The organism is Actinokineospora guangxiensis (assembly GCF_042657845.1).
GTDB lineage: Bacteria > Actinomycetota > Actinomycetes > Mycobacteriales > Pseudonocardiaceae > Actinokineospora > Actinokineospora guangxiensis.
On sequence record NZ_JBHSKF010000013.1, the window covers coordinates 45,344 to 71,080 of the forward strand.

Annotated in this window: 17 protein-coding genes; 6 read left to right on the forward strand and 11 right to left on the reverse strand. The window is 73.8% G+C overall.

Features of this window, described 5'->3' with window-relative positions; all coding sequences use genetic code 11:
- Positions 1–16: 16 nt before the first annotated feature.
- A complete protein-coding gene (locus ACFPM7_RS22690) occupies positions 17–541 on the reverse strand; it encodes a hypothetical protein (protein ID WP_378249735.1) in 525 nt (174 codons plus the stop codon).
- Between the two features lie 229 nt (positions 542–770).
- On the opposite strand from ACFPM7_RS22690, the gene ACFPM7_RS22695 reads away from it, so the two are divergent.
- On the forward strand, positions 771–3,395 hold the full coding sequence (locus tag ACFPM7_RS22695; RefSeq protein ID WP_378249736.1) for an ATP-binding protein: 2,625 nt from the start codon (positions 771–773) through the stop codon (positions 3,393–3,395).
- Between the two features lie 214 nt (positions 3,396–3,609).
- On the opposite strand, the gene ACFPM7_RS22700 is transcribed toward ACFPM7_RS22695, so the two are convergent.
- From ACFPM7_RS22700 to ACFPM7_RS22715, 4 genes are all read right to left on the reverse strand, one after another.
- Positions 3,610–6,660, reverse strand: a complete 3,051-nt coding sequence (locus ACFPM7_RS22700) for an efflux RND transporter permease subunit (RefSeq protein ID WP_378249737.1) — start codon at positions 6,658–6,660, stop codon at positions 3,610–3,612.
- A 153-nt stretch (positions 6,661–6,813) separates the two neighbouring features.
- A complete protein-coding gene (locus tag ACFPM7_RS22705) occupies positions 6,814–10,014 on the reverse strand; it encodes a S8 family serine peptidase (protein WP_378249739.1) in 3,201 nt (1,066 codons plus the stop codon).
- Between the two features lie 156 nt (positions 10,015–10,170).
- Positions 10,171–10,848 (reverse strand): response regulator, encoded by a 678-nt coding sequence (locus ACFPM7_RS22710; protein WP_378249740.1) that lies wholly within the window; start codon positions 10,846–10,848, stop codon positions 10,171–10,173.
- Positions 10,845–11,945, reverse strand: a complete 1,101-nt coding sequence (locus ACFPM7_RS22715) for a sensor histidine kinase (protein ID WP_378249741.1) — start codon at positions 11,943–11,945, stop codon at positions 10,845–10,847. The genes ACFPM7_RS22710 and ACFPM7_RS22715 overlap by 4 nt, the downstream gene beginning before the upstream one ends.
- A 134-nt stretch (positions 11,946–12,079) precedes the next feature.
- On the opposite strand from ACFPM7_RS22715, the gene ACFPM7_RS22720 reads away from it, so the two are divergent.
- Positions 12,080–13,264: a serine hydrolase domain-containing protein gene (locus tag ACFPM7_RS22720; protein ID WP_378249743.1), complete on the forward strand. Its 1,185-nt coding sequence runs from the start codon at positions 12,080–12,082 to the stop codon at positions 13,262–13,264.
- Positions 13,265–13,267: 3 nt separating this feature from the next.
- On the opposite strand, the gene ACFPM7_RS22725 is transcribed toward ACFPM7_RS22720, so the two are convergent.
- The 3 genes from ACFPM7_RS22725 to ACFPM7_RS22735 form a co-directional block, all read right to left on the reverse strand.
- On the reverse strand, positions 13,268–13,894 hold the full coding sequence (locus ACFPM7_RS22725; RefSeq protein ID WP_378249744.1) for an FMN reductase: 627 nt from the start codon (positions 13,892–13,894) through the stop codon (positions 13,268–13,270).
- On the reverse strand, positions 13,891–15,063 hold the full coding sequence (locus tag ACFPM7_RS22730) for an LLM class flavin-dependent oxidoreductase (RefSeq protein ID WP_378249745.1): 1,173 nt from the start codon (positions 15,061–15,063) through the stop codon (positions 13,891–13,893). Before ACFPM7_RS22730 ends, ACFPM7_RS22725 begins: the two co-directional genes overlap by 4 nt.
- Before the next feature lie 75 nt (positions 15,064–15,138).
- The gene (locus tag ACFPM7_RS22735; RefSeq protein ID WP_378249746.1) at positions 15,139–16,662 is read right to left on the reverse strand and encodes an outer membrane protein assembly factor BamB family protein; all 1,524 of its coding nucleotides are present in this window, start codon (positions 16,660–16,662) and stop codon (positions 15,139–15,141) included.
- A 152-nt stretch (positions 16,663–16,814) separates the two neighbouring features.
- On the opposite strand from ACFPM7_RS22735, the gene ACFPM7_RS22740 reads away from it, so the two are divergent.
- Positions 16,815–17,099, forward strand: coding sequence for a DUF1905 domain-containing protein (locus tag ACFPM7_RS22740; protein ID WP_378249747.1), 285 nt, complete (start codon positions 16,815–16,817; stop codon positions 17,097–17,099).
- Positions 17,100–17,128: 29 nt separating this feature from the next.
- On the opposite strand, the gene ACFPM7_RS22745 is transcribed toward ACFPM7_RS22740, so the two are convergent.
- On the reverse strand, positions 17,129–19,174 hold the full coding sequence (locus tag ACFPM7_RS22745) for an endo-1,4-beta-xylanase (protein WP_378249748.1): 2,046 nt from the start codon (positions 19,172–19,174) through the stop codon (positions 17,129–17,131).
- A 100-nt stretch (positions 19,175–19,274) separates the two neighbouring features.
- Between ACFPM7_RS22745 and ACFPM7_RS22750 the strand changes: the two genes are divergently transcribed.
- Entirely contained in the window at positions 19,275–19,838 is a 564-nt protein-coding gene (locus ACFPM7_RS22750; protein ID WP_378249749.1) for a P-loop nucleotide/nucleoside kinase family protein, read from the forward strand.
- A 67-nt stretch (positions 19,839–19,905) separates the two neighbouring features.
- Complete coding sequence (locus ACFPM7_RS22755) at positions 19,906–21,102, forward strand: PI-PLC domain-containing protein (RefSeq protein ID WP_378249750.1); 1,197 nt, start codon at positions 19,906–19,908, stop codon at positions 21,100–21,102.
- On the opposite strand, the gene ACFPM7_RS22760 is transcribed toward ACFPM7_RS22755, so the two are convergent.
- Positions 21,103–21,969 (reverse strand): hypothetical protein, encoded by an 867-nt coding sequence (locus ACFPM7_RS22760; protein WP_378249751.1) that lies wholly within the window; start codon positions 21,967–21,969, stop codon positions 21,103–21,105.
- Between the two features lie 92 nt (positions 21,970–22,061).
- Positions 22,062–22,640 (reverse strand): vWA domain-containing protein, encoded by a 579-nt coding sequence (locus ACFPM7_RS22765; RefSeq protein ID WP_378249752.1) that lies wholly within the window; start codon positions 22,638–22,640, stop codon positions 22,062–22,064.
- A gap of 153 nt (positions 22,641–22,793) precedes the next feature.
- Between ACFPM7_RS22765 and ACFPM7_RS22770 the strand changes: the two genes are divergently transcribed.
- A complete protein-coding gene (locus ACFPM7_RS22770) occupies positions 22,794–25,721 on the forward strand; it encodes an AfsR/SARP family transcriptional regulator (protein ID WP_378249753.1) in 2,928 nt (975 codons plus the stop codon).
- Positions 25,722–25,737 lie beyond the last annotated feature (16 nt).

Below are 25,737 nucleotides of genomic sequence, written 5' to 3' on the forward strand. Positions count from 1 at the left end.
CGTGTTGCTCCCGGGCTCAGCAGTTGTCGAGCATGCCGCGGACGGCCCTGCTCAGTGCCGTGTCGTTCTTCGCCGCTGCCGCTGCCAGGGCGTCGCGGACTGGTTCGGCGCACTTTCTGAGGGTGGTTATCTCCTGTTGGAGGTCGCGGTTCTCGGTTTCGACCTTGGACAGGTCCGACTCGGCCTTCTCGGCGGTGGCGACGGCTTCGTCGGCTTTCGCACCTCGGTCGGAGAGGGCTGTGGTGCTTTGCTGGAGGCGGTCTTCGGCGGTCTTGACGTCGTCGGCGGCGCCGAGCCACAGGAACAGCATCACGCCCGCCGCGGCCAGGGACACGGCGAGCACGACGGCCAGCACGGGGATGAGCGGGCCGCGGCCCTTCTTCGGGGCCGGGGCCGAGGCCGGGAATCCGCCGCCGGGGGTCTGCGCGGGCAGCGGGCCCGAGACCGGGTAGCCCGAGCCTTGATATCCGACCGTCGGGAAGGAGCCGCTGACAGGCGGCTGGTTGCCTTGCGGAGGATATCCGTGCGGTTGATCGGTCATGGCTCTCCCACTTCTGCGCCGTCTCTGGTACGGATGTTAGTCGGCGGGTTGAACCGCGACGGGCGCTTTCGGGAAAATCGCCCAGGTAACGAATCGGGTCATTCGGGTTCGTTCGGAAATGTCGCTCCGGCGTTTACCGGGGCGTATTCTGCAGGATTGGCGCGCTCGCCCCGCGACCGTCGTGGTTGGATGTCCCCGGGACCGGATCGGCGGGGCGAGGGGTGCAGTGGTGGGCGACGGGCACGACCCGGCAGGACGGCCGTCGCCCGAGGGTGTCACCACACTGGACGACCTGTGCGCCCGCCTGCGCGAGCTGCGGGCCTGGGCGGGGAACCCGTCGTTCAGCCGCATCAGCGACAGCGTCGCCGCCGTGCGGGCGGCGCGCGGGCTGCCCGAGGGCGACCGGCCCGGCCGGGTGACGGTCTACGAGTGCTTCCAGCCCGGTCGCAAGCGAATCGACGTCGACCTGCTGGTCGACATCGTCGCCGCGCTCGGCGCCGACCGCGACGAGCAGGCCAGGTGGCGCGGCGCCCACCGGATCACCTCGGCCCCCAAGGTCCCCCAGCCCGCCGCGCAGGCCCAGCAGTGGTGGCCGCCCGCCGAGCTGCCCGCCGACGTCGTCGGCTTCACCGGGCGCGAGCGCGAGCTGGCGGCCCTGGCGGAGCTGCTGGGCGAGCCGGGCGGCGCGCGGCCGGTGCCGGTCTGCGTGGTCTCCGGCATCGGCGGCATCGGCAAGACCGCGGTCGCCCTGCGGGCCGCGCACGACCTCGTCCCGCGCTATCCCGACGGCCAGCTCTTCGCCGACCTGAGCACCGCGCAGCCCGCCGAGGTGCTGGCGCAGTTCCTCGTCGGCCTCGGCGTCGACCGCTCGGTCGTGCCCGACGGCCTGGAGGAGCGCGCCGCCCTCTACCGCAGCCGCAGCGCGGGCCGCCGCGTGCTCGTGGTGCTGGACAACGCGCCCACCGAGGCCGCGGTGCGCCCGCTGGTGCCGGGCGCGGGCACCTGCGGGGTCCTGGTGACCAGCCGGTCGCGGCTGCCCGGCCTGGCGGGCGTGCACCGGGTCGACGTCGGCGGCCTGCCCACGGCGGCGGCCCTGGCGCTGCTGCACGAGGTCGCGGGCGGGCAGTCCCGCGAGTGGGACGACGACGACGCCCGCGCGGTCGTGCGGCTGTGCGACCGGATGCCGCTGGCCATCCGCATCGCGGGCGCCCGGCTGGCCCGCCGCCCCGACCTGCGCCTGGCCCGCTTCGCCGAGCGCCTCGCCGACCGGCACGCCCGCCTCGACCTGCTGACCAGCGGCGACACCGGCGTCCGCGCCTGCTTCGACCTGACCTGCGCCGAACTCGGCGCCCCCGCGCTGCGGGTCTTCCTCGTCACCGGCCTGCTCGGCCTGGACACCGTCGCCTGCTGGACGGCGGCGGTGGCCGCCGGGATGTCGCTCTCCGAGGCCGAGCTGGCCATCGACGAACTGGTCGACGCGCGGCTGTTCACCGCCGTCGGCACCGACCCCACCGGCGAGCCCCGCTTCGGCATGCACGACCTGATCCGCCTCTACGCGGGCGAGCGCGCCGCCGCCGAGCTGCCCGGTGAGCAGCGGCGGGCGTGCGTCGAGCGGGCCACCGAAGCCTGGCTCGCCCTCGCCCTCGCCGCCGACGGCGCCCTGCCCTTCCGCACCCTGCCCCCGCCCGCGGAAGCACCCCGCGCCCTGCCCGCCATTCCCCCGGGCCTGCTGGACGAGCCGGTCACCTGGTTCGAGGCCGAGCGTGCGCAGCTGCGCGCCGCAATCCTGCGGGCCTGCCGGGACGGGTGGGCCGAGCAGGCGTGGCGGCTGGCCGACGCGTGCGCGGGCTTCTACGAGGCGCGCGAGCGCTACGACGACTGGGACGAGACGCACACGGCGTGTCTGGCCGCGTGCCCGACGGGCGTCGGCGCGTTCACCATGGCCAGGAACCTGGCCTACCGCTACAGCCTGCCGGTGGTGCGCGGGGCCGCGATGGCCGAGCACGCGCGGCGCGCGCTGGCCATCAGCGAGGCGGCGGGCCTGGTGCGGGGCAGCGCCGAGGCGCGGGTCCTCATCGCCGTCGCGTCGATCAACCACGGGGCCTTCGACGAGGCGACCGGGCTGGCGGGGGCCGCCCGCGAGCACGCGGAGCCGGGCGGCATCGTCGACCTGGTGGCGCTCAGCGTGCTCGGCCTCGTGCACCGGCTGCGCGGTGACATCGACACCGCGGCCGAGCGCTTCGCCGACATCCTGGCGCGCTCGCGCGGCCGCAGGCACAACGCCTACGAGCTGGTCGCCCTGCGCACGCTGGCGATCATCCGCCGCGACCAGGACCGCCACGCCGAGGCCGCCGCGATCCTGGCCGACGGCCTGCGCCTGACCCGCGCGCTCGGCGTGCGCTCCAGCGAGCTGCTGATGCTGATCGAGCTGGGCGAGATCTCGGCGCTGGCCGGGCTCCCCGACGCCGACGAGCACCTGGCCGCAGCCCTGGCCCTCGCCGAGGCGATGTCCAGCGAGATCGGCGCCGCGCTCGCCCTGCGCGCCATGTCCACATCGGACCTGCTGCGCGGCGACCCGGAAACGGCGCTCGACCGGCTGATCCGGTCGCTGGCCGTGCAGCGCCGCCACGGGCTGCCGCACGTCGAGGCACACACCCTGCGCGCCGTCGGCACCGCCCAGACGCGGCTCGGCGCGCACGACATCGCCGCGGACTCGTGGCGGCAGGCGCGCGCCATCTACGCCGCCCTCGGCAACGGCGCGGAGACCGCCGCGATCGACCGCGACCTCGCCGCGCTACCGGTCAGGAATCGAGAAGCGGCAGCGGCGGAGCCAGGCCTAGCGTCGTCGCCATGACCTCCACCGACAGCGCCGTGATCGAGGTGGCCGCACCGCCCGCCGCGCGGGCGGGCGCCTGATATGTGCCAGCACCGCCTGCCGCCTGCCGGTGCCGAGCCGACAGGCCAGTCAGCCGAGGCGAAGACCGGCGATGAGGAGCGCCGTGAGGCGTCGGGGACCGCGGTCGGAACCGATGCGCGGACCGCCGACCCGCGCACCAGTCCTGGACCGCTCAGGCCGCGGCCTGCTTGCGCTCCTTCCGGCCTTCGGTCAGCGAGTACAGGGTGGGCACCAAAACGAGGGTGAGCAGCGTCGAGCTGATCAGTCCGCCGATCACCACGACGGCCAGCGGCTTGCCGATGAACGCGCCCTCGCCGGTGATGCCCAGCGCCATCGGCAGCAGCGCGAAGATCGTCGCCGCCGCGGTCATCAGGATGGGGCGCAGCCTGCGCCTGCCGCCCTCGATCACCGCCTCCCGCACCGGCATCCCGTCGCGGCGGTACTGGTTGACCAGGTCGATCAGCACGATCGCGTTGGTCACCACGATGCCGACGAGCATCAGCATGCCGATCAGCGCGGGCAGTCCGAGCGGCGTGCCGGTGAGCAGGAGCAGGCCGATCGCGCCGGTCGCGGCGAACGGGATCGACACCAGCAGGATCAGCGGCTGCACGAGGCTGCGGAAGGTCGCCACCATGATCAGGAAGACGATGGCGATGGCCGCGAGCATCGCCAGGCCCAGGTCGGCGAAGGTCTCGGCCTGTTCGGCGCTGACGCCGCCGAGGGAGTACTCCGCGCCCGCGGGCAGGTCCAGGGCGTCCAGGCGGGCGGTCAGGTCCTCGGTGACCGCGCCGAGGTCGGAACCGGTGACCTTCGCCGAGACGGTGGTGCTGCGGGCGCCGTCGGTGCGGCGCACCTGGGCGGGGCCGTCGACCACGGTCACCTCGGCGACCTGGCCGAGGGTGACGCCGCCGGGCAGCGGCAGCGCGCGCAGGGCGGCGACGTCGGCGGGGGCGGCTCCGGTGCGCAGGAGGACCTGCTGGGGCTCGCCGTCGACGGGCAGTTCGGCGACGGGGACGCCGCGCAGCGCCTGGGCGGCGAACTGGCCGACGGCCTGCTCGCTGAGCCCGCGCGCCGCCGCGGCGGTCGCGTCGACGTCGACCTGCACGCGCGGGGCGCTGACGGCGAGGTCGTTGGTCACCTCGCCGACGCCGGGCGCGCCGGTCACCGCCGCCTGGACCTGCTCGGCGGCGGTGCCCAGCACGCCGGCGTCGGGGGCGGTGACGAGGATGTCGATGGTGTCCGAGCCGAAGCCGGAGGCGGCGGCGCCGAAGGCGACCTCGCCCGCGCCGGGGGTGCCGTTGAGGGTGTCGGTGAGGCGGGTCTGCAGCGCGTCGACGTCGGTGCCCTCGCGCACGGTGGCGCGGACCTGGGTGTCGCCGCTGCCGCCGAAGCCGAACGCCGCGAGCGAGGTGTCGGTGCCGACGGTGACCTGGTAGGTCAGGACCTCGCCGGTGTCGGCGAGGACGGCTTCGAGCTTGCGGGCCGCGTCGTCGCGCGCGGCGAGGCTGGTGCCCGCGGGGAGCTTCTGGCTGCCCTGCAGCGCGGTGCCGCCCGCGTTGTCGAGGAAGTTGGTCTGCAGCGCGCCCGCCAGGCCGAGCGTGCCGCCGAAGATCACCCCGGCGACCAGCAGCGTCAGCCAGCGCCGGGTCGTCGCGAACCGCAGGACGGGGACGTAGGCACGTTGCAGCGGGCTGCGCCGCTCCTCCTCCAGCGCGGCCTGCCTGGCCTGCTCGGCCTCCTCCGGGTCGTCGGGCACGGCCGGGCGCCTGAGGAACCAGAAGGCCAGCACCGGCACGATGGTCAGCGACACCAGCAGCGAGGCCAGCAGCGCCACCGTCACCGTGATGGAGAACGGCCCGAACAGCTCGCCCGCGATACCGCCGACGAACGCGATCGGCAGGAACACCGCGACGGTGGTCAGCGTGGACGCCGTGACCGCGCCCGCGACCTCGCGGGTGCCCTCGAGCACGGCCCGCTGCTTGTCCTCGCCGTAGCTCAGGTGCCGTTTGATGTTCTCCAGCACGACGATCGAGTCGTCCACGACCCGGCCGACGGCGATGGTGAGCGCGCCGAGGGTGAGCAGGTTCAGCGACAGGTCGACGGTGTAGAGGGCGATCAGCGCGACGACCACCGACAGCGGGATGGAGACCGCGGTGACCAGGGTCGACCGCAGCGACATCAGGAACAGCAGGATGACGATGACGGCGAACAGCAGGCCGAGCAACCCTTCGGTGGTCAGGCCGCTGATGGCCTTCTCCACTTCCGGCCCCTGGTCGAAGGCCACGGTGAGCGTGGAGTCCGCCGCCGCGCCCAGCTCGGCGAGCTTGCCGCGGACCTCCTGGGAGATCTCCACGGCGTTGCCGTCGGCGGTCATGGTGACGCTGATGCCGAGGGTGGGCTCGCCGTCGGTGCGGGTGAGCACGGTGGCGGCGGCGGGCGCGGACTCGACGTCGGCGACGTCGTCCAGGCGCACCGGGCCCGCCTGCCCGGTGAGCAGCAGGCCGCGCAGCTCGTCCAGCGAGGCGACGGGACCACCGACCTGCACGGTGAGGGTCTTGTCCGCGTCGGCGACCGACCCGGCGGGCACGACCGCGCCCGCCGCCCCGAGCGCGGCGGTCAGCGCCTGCGGGTCGACGCGCGCCGCGCCGAGCTTGGCGTAGTCCACGGTGACGGTGACCTGACGGTCCCGCTCGCCGCTGACGGTCGCCTCGCGCACGCCGGCGATGGCCTCCAGCGCGGGCACGACCTCGGCGCGCAGCCGGGCCGCGGCGGCGATGTCGTCGTCGCCGGAGGTCGCGGCGAGGGCGATGACCGGGATGTCGTCGGTGCTGCCCTGCGCGACGGTCGGCTCGACGCCGTCGGGCAGGCGCGGCTGGAGCCGGTTGACGGCCTGCTGCAGCTGCGTGACTGCGGCGTCGATGTCGGTGCCGTAGGTGAAGGTCACCTGCACCGTCGCCGAGCTCTCAGCCGAGCGGGTGAAGACCTGCTCGACGCCGTCGATGCCGCGCACGGCCGCCTGGACGGGCTCGGCGACCTGGCTGTCGACCAGGTCCGGCGCAGCCCCGGGGTAGGGGGCGATCACGACGGCGGCGGGCAGCTCGATCGATGGGAAGAGCTGCTGCTTGATGGAGGGCAGCACGAGCACGCCGAAACCGACGACCAGCAGGCTGAGCAGCCCGACGAGGCTTCGGTTGGCCAGGCTCAGCCGAGCCAGCACGGACATCGGGGAGGTCTCCTTGGGGTGCGTCCGCTCGACGCGTCGCCTCGCGGTGGCCGAACACTCCCACACCCACCCTGAGAGCCGACTCCGGCCCCGGAGACGACTACACGCGAGGGGCGCCGCCCGGCCAAAGCCGGACGGCGCCCCCTTCTCGCGTTACTTGAGCGCGTACGCGCGGATGATGGTCTGGTCGACCGAGTTGCCCTGGCCGTCGTGCGCCTGGGCCTTGAAGGAGACGAACGTGGCCTTCTTCGGGTGGACGAGCAGGGCGTGCCACTGGGAGCCCAGCTTGATCAGGTAGGTGCGCTTCCAGGTCCTGCCGTCGTCATAGGACACCTGCACCGACGGTGTGCGCACGCTCTCCGCCGTAGAGCCGTTGTGCTGCACGTAGACCGGGACGGTGAACGGGACGCCCGCCTTGGCGCGGTTGGCGTCGTCCAGCTTCGGGGCGAAGCGGACAGCGATCAGCGGGAGCGGGGTGGGGTCGTCGCCCGAGGTCGACCGGAAGGTCCAGTCGGCGCTGACCTTGGTCGACAGCGGGGAGACCGACCGGGTCGCCTCGGTGCGCAGGCGGTAGGCGCCGGAGCCGCCGGGGTCGACGCCGTAGACGCTGCCGTCGTACTCGGACTCGGCGATCAGCCGGTCGCCGCGGTGCAGCGTCGTCCAGGCCGTGTCCACCTGGGAGGAGCCCGCGTGGTCGTCGTACTGGTCGGTGAACATGGGGATCGAGGCGAACAGCTCGTCGCCCATGCGCCCCGCCCACTGGTCGGGCCAGCCCCCGGTGGGCAGCGCTGGGCCGAACACGGCGGCGTTCCAGCGCCTGGTGGTCGCCCTGGTGAGGGGTTCCGGGCGCGCCAGGCTCTGCGTGGTGTACGGGAGCTGTACGTTCGGACCGCTCATTTCGTCGAAGTAGCTGTACCACGGCATGTCGGGGCTGTAGTACTCGGTGACCGAGTACGGCAGCTTGCCGCCCGCCATGAGGTCGAAGAACCCGTTGCCCGTCCCCACGGCCGAGCTCTTGACCTTGACCAGAGAGCGGTCGGTGAAGCGTTTGGCCAGGCTTTCCGGGATGCCGCCGTCAACGGTCCAGCCGACGTTGTACTGGTACGGGCTGCCGACGTACTCGTACTCCCCGCTCGGCCGGGCCAGTCGCGCCTCAAGCCCGAATGTCGCCTTGCCGGGGGTCTTGCGGGCGGTGGGCACGAAGGTGATGCCGTCGAAGCCGGGCCCGAAGACCCCGAACCCCATGCCGCCCGACCCGGTTTCCACGTCGATGTAGGCCTGGCCGAAGCCCACCCGCGCGTCGGGCCGGTCCACCGCGATCTCGGCTTCCCTGCCGTTGCGGGCGTCCACCACGAGCGCGGCGTCCCGGTCGATCACCACCTCGGGCTCGCCGACCAGGGTCAGCAGTTGCGGGCTGTCCCCCGTCGCGGCGGTGATGAGGAACGCGAACAGCGCGTAGCGGCCCTTCGGCACGCGCAGAGCGACCGTGCCAGACGGGTCGTACCCGCTGTAGTCGCCGGGCTCGTCCAGGCCGACGAGCATGCTCACGTAGTCCGCCGCCGGGTTGCCGTCCGCGCCGAGGTGGGTGAGCGTGACGTCGTAGCTCTCGACCTCCTTGTTGAGGCCGATCGGGGTGCGCACCTCGGTGCCGCCGCCGGTCGCGGTGATCGCGCCGGAGTAGTGGCCGTCGGGGGCGTCGAGGTTGGTGACCGCGGTCAGCGCGACCTCTGCCTCGCCGCCCGCGGGCACCGTGACCTGGGCAGGCGTGACGGTGAGCAGGCCCGCGGGCGCGGGGTTGCCGTCCGCGTCGCGCAGATCGGCGCTCACCTGGAGGGTCACCGGCGCGTCACCGCTGTTGCGGTAGGTGACGGTGCGGTTGATGGGCTGGTCGTCGTCGTGCGGCCAGCGGGCGGTGCCGAAGGCGACGCTCGGCGGGGAGGTCGTGAGCCGCTGCCCGATGGCCGCGGCCACGTCGACCCGGCCCGCGCCCTGCTCGTAGACCGACAGGTCGGGGTTGGCCGCCGCGCTGGCCATCAGCGCGGCCTTGATCTGCTCGGGCGACCAGTCCGGGTGCTGACCGGCCAGGATGGCCGCCGCGCCCGCGACGTGCGGGGACGCCATCGAGGTGCCGGAGAGCGCGACGTGCTTGTCGCCCACCGGGGCGCCGATGACACCGTTGGCCGCCTTGGCGGCGACGATGTCCACGCCGGGGGCGGTGATGTCGGGCTTGACCCCGCCGTCCTTGCGCGGGCCGCGCGAGGAGAAGTCGGCGAGCGCGTCGGTCCGGTCGACCGCGCCGACGGTCAGCGCGGCGTCGGCGGCGGCCGGGCTGCCGATGGAGCCCGACGTGGGACCGGAGTTGCCCGCGGCCACGACGAACAGCGCGCCGGTCTCCGCGGTGAGCCGGTTGACCGCCTGGGACATCGGGTCGGTTCCGTCGGAGGGCATCGAGGAGCCGAGGCTCAGGTTGACGACGTCCGCGCCCTCGGCCGCGGCCCACTCCATCCCGGCGATGATGCCGGACTCGGTCCCGAAGCCGTGGTCGTCCAGCACCTTCCCGTTGAGCAGCTTGGCATCCGGCGCGACGCCCTGGTACTTGCCGCCGCCGGTGACCGTGGCGGCGACGTGCGTGCCGTGGCCGAGGAAGTCGTCGGTGTTGCCGCTCTCACTGAAGTCCTGCGCGCCGACAACGGCCCCGGCGAGGTCGGGGTGGGTGGCGTCGACGCCGGTGTCGAGCACGGCGACGGTGGTGCCCGCTCCGGTGTGCCCGGCCGCCCACGCCGCGGGCGCCCCGATCTGCGGGACGCTGCGGTCCAGGGTGGCGCGGACCGGCCCGTCCAGCCAGATCCGCTCCACCCCCGCGGTGCGGGCCGCGGCCAGGAACGGGACCGACTTGTCGGCCTTGAGCGCCACCGCCCCGATGCTGGGCAGCGCCCGCTGCCCCGACGCGCCCGCCACGTTCGGGCCGTCGTGGACGATGATCAGCGGCGTGACCCGGCTGCGCCGGTCGTCGTACCCGGCCTTGATCAGGCCCGAGACATCGAACAGCCTGCCGTCGACGCGGCCGGAGGCCACGTCGCGCAGCACGTCCGACGGAATGACGTGCACATCGCCCTCGGCGTCGGTGCGCTGGAGGAAGCGCAGGCCCTCGCGCCCCTCGGCGGGACGGACCCTGGCGCGCTTTCCGACGACGGTGACGACATCCCCCGTCACCAGCGTGACGGTGGACCCGTGCCCCCGCACGGGCGCTGACCCCGCCTCGGCGGCGGAGACGGGGGCGGGAACGACCATCGCCGCGACGACGGACGTGACCCCCACCCCGATGGTCAGACGACTTCTCCTGGTTCTGCTCATGCTCTCCCCAAGGGCTAGGCGAACCTCGTACGCGACTACTACGCCGGAGCGCGTCGCCGTGTTTGCGGTTTCCGGGAGAGTCACCTGGATGGACGCTTACGATCCTCAGTGGACAGCCACGACCAGACGGCGGCCACGCTCGGCGACCGCCAGGGGCTATGACGGCCCCGACATCGGCACGATCAGACCGCTCTCGTAGGCCACCACCACGGCCTGAGCGCGGCTGGACAGACCCAGCTTGCCCATCACCCGCTTGACGTGCGTCTTCACCGTGGCCTCGCTGAGGACGAGGCGCTGCGCTATCTGGCCATTGGTCAGGCCGTTGCCGACCAGGCGCAGCACCTCGGTCTCCCTGGCGGTCAGCGCGTCCAGCTCGCGCGCGGGGAGGGCGTCGGCGCGGTGGTGGCGGGCGTAGGTCTCGATCAGCTGGTGGGTGATGTGCGGGGCGATGAGGATGTCGCCCGCGGCGATGGTGCGCACGGCGGAGAGGATGCGCTCCGGCGGGGTGTCCTTGACCAGGAAGCCCGCCGCGCCCTCGCTCAGCGCCGTGTAGACGTACTCGGGCAGGTCGAAGGTGGTCAGCACGACGACGCGCGGCGCGGCCTCGCCCGCGGCGGCCAGGATCGCGCGGGTGGCGGCGATGCCGTCCATGACCGGCATGCGGATGTCCATCAGGACGACCTCCGGCGCGGTCTCGGCCGCCAAGGCCACGGCCTGGGCGCCGTCGGCGGCCTCGCCGACGACCTCGAAGCCGGGCGCGGCGGTCAGCAGGGCGACCAGACCGGCCCGGATCAGCGGCTGGTCGTCGGCGACGAGGACGCGGATCGCCGTCATGCCGCCCCCGCGGGCAGGCGCAGTTCCACGCCGAAGCCGCCGCCGGGCCGCGGGCCCGCGGTGAGCGCGCCGCCGTAGAGCTCGGCGCGCTCGCGCATCCCGCGGATGCCGTGCGAGGTCGGCGCGGCGGTCGCCGGGCCACCCCGGCCGTCGTCGGTGACCCGCAGCGCGAAGGTGCGCTCGCCGTACTCCAGGTCGATGCGGGCGCGGGCCGGGCCCGCGTGCTTGAGCACGTTGGTCAGCGCTTCCTGCGCGACCCGGTAGGCGCACAGGTCGGGCCCGGACGGCAGGTCGCGGCGCTGCCCGGTGACGGCGACCTCGACCCGCAGCCCCGCGCCGCGGGCGCGCTCCACCAGGTCGCCGAGCGCGGCGAGGCCGGGCTGCGGCGCGCGGACCGCGTCGTGGTCCAGGCGCAGGACGTCGAGCAGGCGGCGCATTTCGGCAAGCGCCTCGCGGCTGGTGTCGCCAACGGTGTCGATCGCCTGCCGCGCCGTCGCCAGGTCGGTGTCCAGCACGAACCGAGCCACCCCGGCCTGCAGCGAGATCACGGCCATGTGGTGGGCCACGACGTCGTGCAGCTCGCGGGCGATGCGCACCCGCTCGTCGGCCGCCGCCCGCGCCGCCCGCTCGGCCATCCGCTGGGCGCGCTCGGCCCAGCGCCGGGTCCCCTCGCCGAGCGCCCACGCGCCCAACACGACCAGGACCGCCTGCACCGCCTCCGACCACCCGACCCCGGGCGCCAGCCGCAGGGACACGAACACCACCACGAGCGCGGCGGCCCCGGCCACCAGCCCCGCCACCAGGCGCGAACGCATGGTGGCGACGGTGAACACGCAGATCAGCGCGCCGACCCCGGCGTTGGGGAACTCGCCGCCGGCCGCGACGCCGTAGGCCGCCATCGCACCGAGGACGACTGCGGACACCGGCACCGGGGCGAGCTGCCGCAGCGCGACCGGGGCGACGGTGAGCGCGGCGAGCACGTGCACGGCGATCCCGTGCCTGCCGTCGCCGTGGCCGTCGACGGTGATCACGGTCAGCGCGGTGAGGACCGCGGCCAGCAGCACGTCCAAGCGGATGGCCCGGGGTTCGGCGTGCACCGGGCCAACCTAGCGGCGGGACCGGCCCGCGGTCGCCACCCCATGGGCTGATCCCCGGCTACCCCCAGCGGGGTAGGCGAAGATCCCGTCCGAGGGCGACGACCGGCGCGGTGGACGTCCCTAGCGTCGACGGCATGAAGCGAACCACAGTGGCACTGATGATCGCGGCGCTCGGCGTCGCGGCGACCGGATCGGCGAGCGCGACCCCCGGCCCTCGGTCCCTGCAACGACATGCCGACGCGCTGCTCGCCCAGGGCGCGCCCGGTGTGCTGGTCGAAGTGGACACCCGGCGCGGCGACATCCACGTGCGCAGCGGGTACGGCGACACCGACCGCCGGACCCCGGTCCCCTGGAACGCCAGGTTCCGCATCGGCAGCTACACCAAGACCTTCGTGGCGACGACCGTGCTCCAGCTCGTCGGGGAGGGCAAGCTGTCTCTTGAGGACACCGTTGAGCGGTGGCTGCCCGGCATGGTGGCAGGCAGCGGCCACGACGGGTCCAAGATCACCGTCCGGCAGCTGCTCCAGCACACCAGCGGCCTGCACGACTACGTGCCGCTGATGCCACAGCTGTTCAAGGAGGTCGACTTCCTGCGCACCCGCTTCGACACGGTCACCCCGCGACAGCTCGTCGCGCTCTCGCTCAGCGTGCCGCCGGACTTCGCGCCGGGCGAGCGCTGGAGCTACTCCAACACCGGCTACGTCCTCGCCGGAATGATCATCGAGCGGGTCACCGGCCGGTCCTGGCAGCGGGAAGTGGACCGGCGCATCGTCAAGTCGCTGCGACTGGGCGGCACGTCCCTGCCCGGGACCGAGGCGGCCATCCCGGGGCCGCACGCGAACGGCTACGAGCGCTTCCCCGAGAAGGGTCTGGAAGCCGACCCCGAGGACCCCCGCTGGGGCGAGCCGATCGACGTCACCGCGCTCAACCCGTCGTGGGGCGGCGCGGCGGGCGAGATGATCAGCACCACCGAGGACGCCAACCGGTTCCTCCAGGCGCTCATGCGCGGCGAGGTGCTGCGGCCCGCGCAGCTGGCCGAGCTGCGCAGGACCGTGCCCGCACCCGGGTTCGCCAAGGTGTGGCCGGGCGCGCGCTACGGCTTGGGCGTCATCTTCATCCCGAACGCCTGCGGCGGGCACTGGTCCCACGGCGGCGACATCATGGGCTTCATGACCCGCAACGGCGTCACCACCGACGGCGCGCGCAGCGTGGTCGTGTCGATCAACACCGACTCCATGGTGCCGGAGCCCGGCGCCCCGCCGCACGGCGGCGACCCGACCTTCGACCTGGTCGAGCACGCCCTCTGCGACGTGCGCTGAGGCTCACGCCCCGCGCAGCAGCGACTCGAACGCAGGCGTCCCGCCGAACGGCCCGTCCAGCGGCGACCGCTCGGCACGGGGCCGCCCGGTGACGAGGTCGGCCAGCTCGCTCGCCGCGCGGTCGACCCGCTCGGCCAGCGCGCGGTCCACTCCCCCGTCCCCGCCCCAGTCCTGCGGGGCGGCGAAGACCCCGGTCGGGACGACGAGGGCGCGCAGGTAGGCGAACAGCGGGCGCATCGCGTGGTCGACCACCAGTGAGTGGCGGGCGGTGCCCGCGGTGGCCCCCAGCAGGACGGGCTTGCCGACCAGCGCCTCCTTGTCGATGACGTCGAAGAACGTCTTGAACAGCCCGCTGTAGGACGCGGAGAACACCGGGGTCACGGCGATGACGCCGTCGGCCCCGGTGACCGCGTCGAGCGCGCCGCGCAAGGCGGTGTTGGCGAAACCGGTGACCAGGTTGTCGGCGAGATCGCGGGCGTGCTCGCGCAGCTCCACCACCTCGACGGCGGCCTCGGTGTCGCCGCCCCGCTCGCGAAGGGCGGCGAGGGCGGCGGCGCTGAGCCGGTCGGCCAGCAGCCGGGTCGAGGAGGGCACACTGAGCCCGGCGCTGACGACGGCGAGGGTGCTCATCGGACGCGGGCCTCCTCCGGGACCTGCCCGGTGACCTGCCCGGTGACCTGCCCGGTGACATCGTCGCCGGGGGCGTGGATGGTGCTGTCGTGGGCGCCGCCCTTGGCCGCGACGCGCGCGGCGTGGGTCGGGGCGTCGGGCACGTGCGCGGGCTTGCGGGCGGCGAACTCGCGGCGCAGCACCGGGACGACCTCCTCGCCCAGCAGGTCGAGCTGTTCGAGGACCGTCTTGAGCGGCAGCCCGGCGTGGTCGATGAGGAACAGCTGGCGCTGGTAGTCGCCGACGTACTCGCGGAAGCCCAGAGTCCGCTCGATGACCTGCTGCGGGCTGCCCACGGTCAGCGGGGTCTCGCGGCTGAACTCCTCCAGCGACGGCCCGTGGCCGTAGACGGGCGCGTTGTCGAAGTACGGGCGGAACTCGCGTACCGCGTCCTGGCTGTTCTTGCGCAGGAACACCTGGCCGCCGAGGCCGACGATCGCCTGGTCGGCCGAGCCGTGGCCGTAGTGCTCGTAGCGGCGGCGGTAGAACTCGACCATCCGCTGGGTGTGCTCCTTGGGCCAGAAGATATGGTTGTGGAAGAAGCCGTCGCCGTAGTACGCGGCCTGCTCGGCGATCTCCGGCGAGCGGATCGAGCCGTGCCAGACGAAGGGCGCGACACCGTCCAGCGGCCGGGGCGTCGAGGTGAAGCTCTGCAGCGGCGTGCGGAACTGGCCGGACCAGTCGACGACGTCCTCGTCCCACAGCCTGCGCAGCAGCGCGTAGTTCTCCACGGCCAGCTTGATGCCGTTGCGGATGTCCTGCCCGAACCACGGGTAGACGGGGCCGGTGTTGCCCCGGCCGAGCATCAGGTCGACGCGGCCGTCGGCGAGGTGCTGGAGCATCGCGTAGTCCTCGGCGATCTTCACCGGGTCGTTGGTGGTGATCAGCGTGGTGGCTGTGGACAGCTGCAACCGCGAGGTCTGGGCGGCGAGGTAGCCGAGCGTGGTGGTGGGCGATGAGGAGAAGAAGGGCGGGTTGTGGTGCTCGCCGAGGGCGAAGACGTCGAGGCCGACCTCCTCGACCTTGCGCGCGATCGCCAGGACCGCCTTGATCCGCTCCGCCTCGCCGGGTGTGCGCCCGGTGGTGGGGTCGGTGGTGAGGTCGCTGACCGAGAAGACGCCGAACTGCATCTCATGCTCCCCTGGGACGGCACGTCGTGGACGTCCCGCACAACATAGATGACGTGTCATCTATTCCGCTGACAACTACTTTCCAGGGTAGCCGGTGACCGCCGACTCGGCGGCTGTGGCGACGACCACCGCGCCGGGCGCGGCCAGCAGGCGGGTGCTCAGCGGCCGGTTGGCGAACGTCCCGTGGTCGACGGCGGGCAGCTCGGGCAGCGGCCTCGACACCGGCGAGCCAGCGGGAAGCCCATGGGTCACGACAGCGTCACCGCAGCGGTAGAGCAGCGTCGAGGGCGTGCTGGTCGCGGCGACCGGGTCCGGGCAGGCCGGCTGCGGGAGGTCGGTGGTCTCGCCGGTGCCGGGGTCGATCACGGCGGTCGGCTCGCCCATGTCGGTCGTCAGCAGGGGGACGGCGGCCGGGTTGACCGACTCGTCGGTGGTGGTGACGGTGCTGCCGTCGGAGACGCGCAGCAGGGTGACCGGGCGCGCGTTGGCGCGGACGGCCAGGAGGCGGCCGTCGGCGTCGGAGTGCGGGTAGAAGGTGCTGTCGGCGCTGGGGGCGGGGTGGGTCCAGCGGGGCTCGCCGGTGCGGTCGTCCAGGGCGAGCAGGCTCAGTCCGTCGGGGCAGCGCTGGGTGACCATGACCGCGTCGGCGGTGCTGGCGGCGAGCATGAACGGGGAGGTGCAGCCCTCGGGCGGGGTCCAGGTCCAGCGCGCCTCGCCGGTGCGCAGGTCGTAGGCGGTCGTGGGGCGGTCCTCACCGCCGCGCTCGCGGACCGGGCGGACCGTGTTGGTGACCGCGAGGAAGCCGTCGTCGGTGTCGAGGCCGTCGACCGGCCGTTCATCGAGGACCACGCCGGTCGTGGCGTCGAAGGTGACCAGCAGCTCGGTGTCGCGGGCGTCGGGGCCGCTGGGCGCGAAGGCGGCGAGGACCAGCGCCCGGTCAGGGGTGGCGATGAGGTTGCGGACCAGCGCTCCCGTTCGCGCGTAGCGCCACCTGATGTCGCCGGTCCGCCCGTCGAGCGCGGTGACCTCGGCCCTGCCGCTCGCGGCGACGACACCCGTGCCCGCCGCGACCACCTCGCGCAGACCGTCGGTCCGCCAAGTCCACGCTCCCTCCCCCGGCGCTTCGGCGACCGGCGGCGCAGCGGCCCGCGGCGCCGTGCCCGCCCGCACCGGCAGACCCGGCGCGACGAACCCGGCCGCCACCGCCGCGCCGACGACCACGCCCGCCACGACGCCCGCCACGACGCCCGACACCACCCCGCCGCTCCGCCGGACGACCAGGCACCCGAGCACCCCAAGCCCGACGCCGACCGACGCCACGGCCAGCACGGCGCTCGCGCTGCCGGGCACCCCGCTCGCGTGGTCCACCCAGGCCAGGTACCCCGACCACCCCGCCGCGCCCGCGACGAGCACCCCGACGACCGTCCACACCCCGACGCCACCGCGCCTGCCCGCGTACGCGATCCCCGCCGCGACGGCGAGCGCGGCCACGCAGGCGAGCACCGGGAAGGACGCCATCTCCGGCCGCGCCGCTCCGCCCGGCAACCGCAGCGCCGCGACCGCGCACATCGCCCCGGCCGCGACAACCACCCACACCATGCGCCCCTCCTTCGCCGCTCCGACGCCGAGGGTGCCCGAAGCGTTCCCCGCCGCTGTCGCCGGGCCGGGGTACGGTCGCCGTGGTCGGCGGGAAGGGTGCCTGCGGGAAGGGTGCCTGCGGGAACGGTGCCGGAGGGGGAAGGTTGCAGCGCATGGAGTTCAAGGGGTCCGTCTGGGAGTGGCGCGGTCCCGCGCCGTACCACTTCGTGACCGTGCCGGCCGAGGAGTCCGCGCGGATCGCCGACATCGCCTCAGCCGCGACCTACGGCTGGGGCATGATCCCGGTCGAGGTGTCGCTGGGGAACAGCACCTGGCGCACGTCCCTCTACGCCAAGGACGGCGGCTATGTGCTGCCCCTACGCGATTCGGTGCGCAAGAAGGAAGAGGTCGCTCTCGGAGACGTGGTCTCCGTGCGGATGGACGTGCGCCAGCGCTGAGCGCCCGGTGGCCGGGCGCTCAGCACCGGTCACGCGGTCGTGCAGGCCGTCCCGTTGAGGGTGAACGCCACGGGCTTGCCGTTGGTCCCGCTCCAGCTGCCGAGGAAGCCGAACCTCAGGGTGCCGCCGGGGGCGACGAGGTTGTTCCACCCGGCGTGCGCGACCGCGACGGTGGCCCCCTGCTGGGTGTGGGTGCCGTTCCAGAGCTGGGTCACGCGCTGGCCGTCGGGGAAGCTCCAGCCGACCGTCCAGGCCGAGAGCGCGGCGCCGTTGTTGGTCACCGCGACGTCGGCTTGGAAGCCGCCCTGCCACTGGTTGGTGATCGTGTAGACCGCCCGGCAGCCGAGCGGCGGCTGGCCTGTCGTCGTTGTCGTAGTGGTTGTCGTAGTGGTTGTCGTAGTGGTGGTCGTTGTGGTGCTGGTGGTCGTTGTGGTGCTGGCGGTAGTCGTGGTGCTTGTTGTTGTCGTGCTCGTCGGGGTCGGGTCCTCGATGCGGCTGGGGTCGACAACGCCCCAGTAGGCGGGTTTGGCCTGCCAACGCACGTCGAACAGCAGCGGGTGGTCCTTGCGTGCCAACGGGAAGCTGTCCAGCCAGGTCTCGTCGTCGGCGACGCCCCACGTGGTGACCGAGCTGATCACGTCGGAGTTGCGCTTGTAGACCTCGAACAGGTCGCGGTAGCGGTAGCCCTGCCGGATCAGCAGTTCCCGCGACGGCGACGGGTAGGACTGGCTGTTGTCGGTGTAGATGGAGAGGTCCATCTCGGTGATCTGCTGATCGATGCCCAGCGGGCGGAACTTGTCGATCATCGCGTCGGTGTCCGACGCCGACGGCCAGTCGACGTTGACGTGCATCTGGTGCCCGACCGCGTGCACCGGCACGCCCTCGGCCTTCAGCTGAGCGATGAGGTTGTAGAGGTGGTCGCGCTTGGCGGCGACGTTGGTGTTGTAGTCGTTGATCACCAGCACGGCGTCGGGATCGACCTCGTGGGCGACGCGGAAGGCGGTGCGGATGAAGTCCAGACCGGCTATCTGGAACCACTTGCTGCGGCGCAGACCGTCGGACTGGGACTCATCGATCACCTCGTTGACGACATCCCACACGGCGATCTCGTCACGGTAGCGACCCATGACGGCGCGGATGTGGTCCTCGACGCGGGAGAGCAGCAGCGCCTTGTTCTCCGCCGTGGCGGTCATGTCCGCGCCCGAGGCGTCCTGGAACACCCACGCGGGCGTCTGGTTGTGCCAGACCAGGGTGTGGCCGCGCACGGTCATGCCACGCGCCCGCGCCCAGGCGACGGTCTCGTCGGCTTCGGCGAAGCGGAAATCGCCCTCGGCGGGCTGCGTGGCGTCCCACTTGAGGGAGTTGCCGGGGGTGGCGGAGTTGAAGTGGTGCCCGACCAGGGTGGCCTGGCCGCCCGCGGTCTGGGCGAGGCCGATGGCGGCGCCGACCTCGAAGTGCTCGGCCAGCACGTCCTTCAGCCTCGGCAGGTCGGTCTGCACCGGCGGGTTCTCGGTGTAGGAGAGGGTGAAGTCATCGACGTGCAGCGACGCGGTGCCGCTGGTCGTCTCGATGTAGACGGCGAGGTAGTCCACGGTGGTGGCCAGCGTGTAGGAGCCGCTGAGCTGGACCCACGTGCCGGCGGTGACCTGCGTGGAGCCGGTGATGCTCTCGTATGACGCCGTCCCGTCGGTGCGCCGCTCGATCGAGAGCCGGGCCGAGGTGGCGGTCTCGCCCGGGGCGAGACGCACCCAGACCGAGAACGCGTGCCGGATGCCGCGGTCCATGACGTCGAGCAGGTCATACGTCGGACCTTCCCAGCTGCGGGTACGCCCGGTCACCGCCAGTCCCCCACCGCCTGAGCGTGCGGCGGCGGCGCTCGCGGCGACGGTCTCGTCGGCCCGGGACCGCCACCCCTGCGCGGTGCCGTCCTCGAAGGTGCTGTTCACGACGACCACGGGATCGGCGGCGTGCGCCGGCCCCTGTCCGAAGGCTGTCACCAGCAGTGTCGAGGCGACGGCCGCGGCCAGCGCCGCCGCGCCCGCGGGCAGCCAGCCCCGGCGTGTTCTCCCGTGCATGGGGACTCCTCATCAGCGCAGATCAGATCTTTGGGAGCGCTCTCAGACTATAGGGCCGCAGTCCGGCCGCAACAATCCCGCGATTGGCAGACTGGGCGGCATGGGCGCGACAGTGTGGGTGGTGGCCGGGCCTCCCGGCGCGGGCAAGAGCACGGTCGCCGACGCGCTGCTCGCCGCGCTCGACCCGACCCCCGCCCTGCTCGACAAGGACACCGTCTACGGGGACTTCGTCGCCGCAGTGCTGGCCGAGGCGGGCCGTCCGCCCGGCGAGCGCGAAGGCCCCTGGTACGACGAGCACGTCAAGGCGCACGAGTACGCGGGACTGACCGCGCTGGCCCGCGAGATCAGCGGCCACGGCTGCCCGGTGCTGCTGTCCGGGCCGTTCACCGAGCAGATCCGCGACCGCGACCGCTGGGCGGCGTGGGCGGCCGAACTCGGCGACGACGTCCGGCTGGTCTGGGTGCGCTCGGACGCCGCCACCCTGCGCGAGCGCATCCTGCGGCGGGGCTCCCCGCGCGACACCGGCAAGCTGGCCGACTTCGCCGCGTTCGCCGCCCGCATGCGCCCGGACGAGCCCCCGCCCGCGCCGCACGCGGAGATCGACAACCGGGCGGGCGCCGCCTCGATCGCCGAGCAGGTCCGCCGCATCCTCGGCGCGGGGTAGCGGACCGGCGCCGGGTAAACGGGTGAAACGGGTTCACGTTCTCCCCGCGGTGGGTGATCCTGTCCCGGTGCGCCTCGTCCCCGTCGCCGCCGCCCTGCTGCTGCTCCCGCTGGTCCCGGCCGCCGCCACCGCGGCGCCCGCGGGCACCTACTACGTCACCGGCGTCCAGTCCGGCCTGAACGTCGCCAACACCGGCTCGGCCGTCGCCCTGCACCGCCCCAAGGGCAACGAGGGCCGCCAGCAGTGGTCGCTGCGCGACGGCCGGTTCGAGGACGTGTCCTCCCCCGGCTCGTGCATCACGCGCTCGCTCGGCATCGCGCCGTGCTCGCGGGAGGACACCGTCCACACCCCGCGCCAGGTCGGCGACCAGTGGGAGATCTTCGGCATCGGCGGGGAGACCCGCTGGTACCTGACACCCACCACCGGCGGCACCGCGCCGATGCCCGCCGACCCGCGGCTGGACCAGATGACGTTCCTGACCTCGCACAACGCCTACGCCAACGGCGTCGACGGCGGCTTCGCGCCCCCGTTCGTCAACCTCGCCCCCAACCAGCGGCGCGGCCTCACCCAGCAGCTGGCCGACGGCGTGCGCGGCTTCATGCTCGACATCCACCAGACCCCGGACGGCGCGATCCTCTGCCACAACAGCTGCACGCTGGTGAGCAGGCCGGTCGCGCTGTGGGTCGACATCCAGCGCATCGTGGACTTCCTCGCCGCCAACCGCTCCGAGATCGTCACGGTCTTCCTGGAGGACTACGTCTCCGCCGCCGTGCTGCGCGCCGAACTGCGCCGGGTCGCCGGCCTGAACGACGTGCTCTTCCGCGCCGAAGGGGTGCGCGAGAACGGCTGGCCGACGCGCTCGCGAATGCTGGCCGACAACAAGCGCCTGCTGATCTTCACCGACCACGCCAAGGACGGCCGCGAGGACTCCGGCGTGCTCTACCAGCGGGATTGGACCGTGGAGAACTACTGGTCGATGGGGCCGGGCGTGGGGAACTCGGACTGGAGCTGCTACAGCCGCTGGGACGGCAGGCCCCTCACCGCGACGGACACCTTCCGCCCGCTCTTCGTCATGAACCACTTCCGCGACGTCCCCATGACCGCGACCGCCACGACGGACAACGCCAAGCTCGCCGACCGCGCCCAGCGCTTCTGCCAGCCCGCCGCCCGCAAGAAGCCCACCTACCTGGCGGTGGACCACTACCACCTCGGCGACCCCGCGTCGGCGGTCGCCCGGCTGAACACCTACACCTACCAGCCCTGATCACCACCGCAGCCCGTAGGAGAGGCCGGGGACGAGGCCGCGCACGCGGAGCCTCGCCTCGCCCGCCCGGTCGACCGGCTGAGCGGTCCCGGCATCGTCGGCGTCCGCGCGGGGCGCGCCGTCCAGCGCCCACACCCGTGCGGGCCGGTCGGGTCCGAAGCGCACCCGCACGTCGAGCAGCTCCCACGGCCGGGTGGGGACGTGGACGAGGCGCCGCGGCGCCGCGGCGGTGAGCCGGAACGCGACGGCGAACTCGTGCTCGCCGCCGCGGTCCACCGGACGCGCGAACGTGATCGTGGGCTCGGGCCCGTCGACGAGCGCGCCGCCGAAGAGCACCCTGGCGCGCGCCCGCGGCCAGGGCACCGGGGTGGGCAGCGCCAGCTCGCGCAGCCCGTCGCGCTCGGCCACCACGGTGCGGTGCGCGAAGATCTCCGGCTGCCCGCCGTCGAGCACCGCGGCGATCCGCAGCTCGGCGGTGCGCCAGGCCGCGGGCGGCAGCGCCGGGTCGGGCTCGGCGTCGGCCAGCTCGGCGAGCTGGTCGATGGCGACGTCGACGCGGCGGCGCACGGTGCGCGGGTCCCGGTCGAGCCTCTCGGCGACCCAGTGGACGCGGTCCTGGTAGAGCGGCAGCCGGACGGCGGCGTCCAGCGCGAAGGCGACCATGGTGGGATGCCGCAGGTCGTCGGGCAGCCTGCCGATCAGGTCGGTGAGCCAGGTCCGCACCTTGCGCCGGACCGCCCACGGCGCGTCCCGCTCGGTGATCCCGCACGCCTCCCGCAGCGCCGGACCCACCCGCTTCTCCACCTGGCCCGCCAGCACCCCGCGGCCCTTGCGCAGCGACTTCAGCTCGCTGATCAGATCCACCATCGCGACCCCTTCCGCTCCCGTCAGCGGCGAAGGGTGCGACGTCGGGGTGGACAGGAAGTGGACACATGGTGGAAGCCGCGCCCAGTCGTGCGTCAGATGTGGTCCGTTCGGGCCGCTGTGGTCGCGACCGCCGAGGTCAGCGCGGTGCCGACGCGCACGCCGCGGTGGCAGTAGGAGCCGCGGGTGCCGATCTCGCCCAGGGTGGTGTGGTCGGCGGCGCCCAGTCCGTAGGCGACGACGGTCGGGCGGGCCGCCCAGTCCGGGTCGGCGAACGCGGCGAAGGCGGCCGACCAGGTCGCCCGGTCGGTCGGCCTGCCGTCGGAGGCGAAGAAGACCACCGGCCTGCGCACCCGCAGCCGCAGCCCCTTGAGCCCGCGCACGTCGTGCTCGACGGTCGAGCGCAGCAGCGCGAACGCGGGCCCGTAGTTGGTGCCCGCCTCGGCGGCCGGGCCGGGCAGCTCTGCCAGGTCGGCGGCGGTGACCAGCGGCTGGACGACGCGCGGCTCGGCGGCGAAGCCGATCACGCACACCCGCACCAGGGTGGCGGCCGCCGGGTCGGCGTGCAGGGCGCCGCGGAACTCGCGCAGACCGGCGTTGAGCTCGTCCACGTGCTCGCCCATCGACGACGACACATCGCACACCACATAACAAGGCAACACCTCGACGCCCATCCGCGCCCCCTTTCGCCGCTACCGTCCTCACGGCGCAGGTTCGCGCGCGGGTGTCGACCGGAAGTGGATCAAACGCAGATCCACCGACACACCTGGGCCGCGCGCGCGATGGTCCTCTCAGGGAAGCGGCGTGGTCTGGCGAGGAGGCGGCGGGTGGAGTTCCGGGTGCTGGGTCCGGTGGCGGCCGAACACGGCGGCGCGCCGGTGCCGCTGGGCGACCAGCAGCAGCGGTTCGTGCTGGTGGTGCTGCTGCTGCACGCCAACAAGCCGGTCTCGACCGAGCGCCTGGCCGAGATCGTGTGGTCCGACGCCGCCAAGCGCGACAACGTGCGCACCTACATCAACCGCATCCGCAAGGCGGTGGGGGTCGACTCCGGTGTGGCCATCGAGACCACGTCGTCGGGCTATCTCCTGCGGATCGCCGACGACCAGCTCGACGCCGCGCAGTTCGAGCGGCTGCGCGAGCGGGCCAACGCCGAGGACGACCCGCGCCGGGCCATCGAGCTGCTGCGCGCCGCCGTCGGCCTGTGGCGGGGGCGGTTCCTGGAGGACATCGACATCGACCGGGTCGGCGGTACGGCCGTGTTCGACCTGGACGTCGCCTACCGCGACACCGTGGGCGACCTGGCCGAGCTGGAGCTGGGCGTCGGCGACCACCGCTCGGCCCGCGACCGGCTGCGCCGCGTGCACGCCGAGCACCCCGACTGGCAGCGCCACGCCGAACTGCTCATGCGCGCCCTGGTGGCCTGCGGTGACGGGATGGCGGCGATCCGGGTGTTCCGGGAAACCGCCGCCGCCCTCGACGCCGACGGCTACGAGCCGGGCCCGGTCCTGCGCAACCTGGCCGCGCGCGCCGAGCGCGGGGTGCCCGCCTGTTCGCTGCCGTCGCGCCCGGCCGGGTTCACCGGGCGCGACGCCGAGCTGGCCGTGATCGCCGCGGCGGCGGGCGCGGGCCGGGCGGTGTGGGTGAGCGGGGCGCCGGGCGTCGGCAAGACCGGGCTCGCCGTCGAGGCCGCGCACCGGCTGCGCGAGCGCTACCCCGACGGGCAGATCCTGGTGCGGCTCAACGGGTTCACCCCGAATGTGCGGGCCGCGAGCACCGGCGACGCGCTCACCCAGCTGCTGGGCGAGCTGGGGGTGCCGCCCGAGCAGATCCCGGCGACGGACAGCCGCAAGATCGCCCTGTACCAGGCCGAGCTGTACGGCACGCGCACGCTGGTGGTGCTGGACAACGCCGAGAGCGCCGAGCAGGTGCGGGCGCTGCTGCCCGACGCGCCGGACTGCCTGGCGATCGTGACCAGCAGGCACGCGGGCGAGCCGGGCTCCGGCGAGCACGTCCGCCTCGCCCCGCTGCCGCCGCCGCAGGCCGCGGCGCTGTTCCGGGGGCTGGTCGGCGACCCGCTGCGGCTGCGCGGCCGGGACGACGAGGTCGACAGGGTGGTCGGGCGCTGCGGGTACCTGCCGATGCCGATCCGGGTGGCGGCGGCGCTGTTGCGCAGGCACGTGGGCTGGCCGCTGGAGCACTTGGTCGACCTGCTCAGGGAGGGCGGTCCCTGGCAGGACGGGGAAGCCGCCGTTCAGGTGTCCTATGAGCAGCTCGGCGACCAGCAGCGCGGCTTGTTCGAGCTGCTCGGGCACCTGCCGGGCCCGGACGTCGACGTGGCGGGCGCGGCGGCGCTCGCGGGCCGGGGCGCGGACTGGGCGCGCAAGGTCCTGGACGAGCTGCACGAGGTGTCCCTGCTGGAGGAGGTCACCCCGGAGCGGTACCTGGTGCTGGACCCGCTGAAGGAGTTCGCGGTCCGCGCGGGCGCGCCGGGCGGCGAGGAGGCGGTGTCCAGGCTGCTGGACTTCTACGTCGTCACCCTCACCAGGGCGGTCGGCACGGCCTACCCGTTCGACGAGTCGCTGCTGCCCGCCGTCGGCCGGGGCTGCCCGGTCGCCCCGGAGTTCGCCGACGCCGCCTCGGCGCTGGCGTGGATCGCCGCGGAGCGCGACAACCTCGTCGCCGCCATCCACGGTTCGGCGGGCCGCGGGATGCCGGAGCCGGTGTGGCGGCTGGCCGTGCTGCTCTGGCGGCACTTCAACACCGCCAACCGGCTGGCCGACTGGGTGCAGACCCTGGAGCTGGCCCGCGACGCCGTCGGCCACGACCTGGGCCGGGCGCACGTGCTGCTGCGCCTGGCGACCGCGCACAACCGCATCGGGCGGCTGGCCGACGCCGTGCGCACCGCCGAGGAGGCGCTGCCGCTGTGGCGCCGCGTCGGCGACCCGCTCGGCGAGGCGGCGACCCTGTGCGCGCTGGCCACCCCCACCGCCGAACTGGGCGAGACCGACCGGGCCACCGGGCACTTCGAGACCGCGCTGGCCAAGTACGCCGAGGCAGGCGACCTGCGCGGGCAGGCGCACGCGCTGAGCATGCTGGGCTACATCGATGAGCAGAACGGCGCGTTCGAGTCGGCCGCGCGCAGGCAGGCGGCGGCGGTGCCGATGCTGCGGGAGATCGCGCACACGCAGGGCCTGGCGCACGTGCTGAACAATCTCGGCTCGGTCCGCCAGCGCACCGGCGACGTCGACGCCGCCCTCGCCGACCACACCGAGGCCCACGAGCTGGCCCGCGAGGTCGGCGACGACTGCGTCGCCGCCTACGCGCTCAACTACATCGCCAACGCCCACCGCTGCCGGGGCAGGCTCGCCGAGGCGGTCGAGTTCCACCGCCGCGCCAAGGCGGCTGCCACCCACGTCTCCGACCCCGACCTCCTCATCCAGCTGCACCACGACCGCGCCGCCACCGCCCTGGCCCGCACCGACCTGGCCGACGCGCTGCGCGGGTTCCAGGCCGCCCTCGACCTCTCCTCGGGCACCGGCAACCGCACCCACCAGGCCAACGCCCACCGCGGCATCGCCCGCACCCTGCACGCCCTGCGCCGCCACGCCGACGGCGTCGCGCACTGGCGGGCGGCCCACGCGACCTACACCGTCCTCGGCCATCCCGAGGCGGCCGAGGTCCTGGCCGAGACCGCCGCTCTGACCTGCCCCTGCCAGGGCGTCACCCGCGCCGCGCCCGACGAGTCGCCGACCTGAGCTTCCCCGTCGGGCG

Coding starts and splice junctions, on each gene's coding strand:
- ACFPM7_RS22690 (WP_378249735.1), bottom strand. CDS start 541: ATGACCGATCAACCGCACGGATATCCTCCGCAAGGCAACCAGCCGCCT.
- ACFPM7_RS22730 (WP_378249745.1), bottom strand. CDS start 15,063: ATGCAGTTCGGCGTCTTCTCGGTCAGCGACCTCACCACCGACCCCACC.
- ACFPM7_RS22700 (WP_378249737.1), bottom strand. CDS start 6,660: ATGTCCGTGCTGGCTCGGCTGAGCCTGGCCAACCGAAGCCTCGTCGGG.
- ACFPM7_RS22720 (WP_378249743.1), top strand. CDS start 12,080: ATGAAGCGAACCACAGTGGCACTGATGATCGCGGCGCTCGGCGTCGCG.
- ACFPM7_RS22710 (WP_378249740.1), bottom strand. CDS start 10,848: ATGACGGCGATCCGCGTCCTCGTCGCCGACGACCAGCCGCTGATCCGG.
- ACFPM7_RS22725 (WP_378249744.1), bottom strand. CDS start 13,894: ATGAGCACCCTCGCCGTCGTCAGCGCCGGGCTCAGTGTGCCCTCCTCG.
- ACFPM7_RS22765 (WP_378249752.1), bottom strand. CDS start 22,640: ATGGGCGTCGAGGTGTTGCCTTGTTATGTGGTGTGCGATGTGTCGTCG.
- ACFPM7_RS22745 (WP_378249748.1), bottom strand. CDS start 19,174: ATGCACGGGAGAACACGCCGGGGCTGGCTGCCCGCGGGCGCGGCGGCG.
- ACFPM7_RS22740 (WP_378249747.1), top strand. CDS start 16,815: ATGGAGTTCAAGGGGTCCGTCTGGGAGTGGCGCGGTCCCGCGCCGTAC.
- ACFPM7_RS22750 (WP_378249749.1), top strand. CDS start 19,275: ATGGGCGCGACAGTGTGGGTGGTGGCCGGGCCTCCCGGCGCGGGCAAG.
- ACFPM7_RS22705 (WP_378249739.1), bottom strand. CDS start 10,014: ATGAGCAGAACCAGGAGAAGTCGTCTGACCATCGGGGTGGGGGTCACG.
- ACFPM7_RS22735 (WP_378249746.1), bottom strand. CDS start 16,662: ATGGTGTGGGTGGTTGTCGCGGCCGGGGCGATGTGCGCGGTCGCGGCG.
- ACFPM7_RS22760 (WP_378249751.1), bottom strand. CDS start 21,969: ATGGTGGATCTGATCAGCGAGCTGAAGTCGCTGCGCAAGGGCCGCGGG.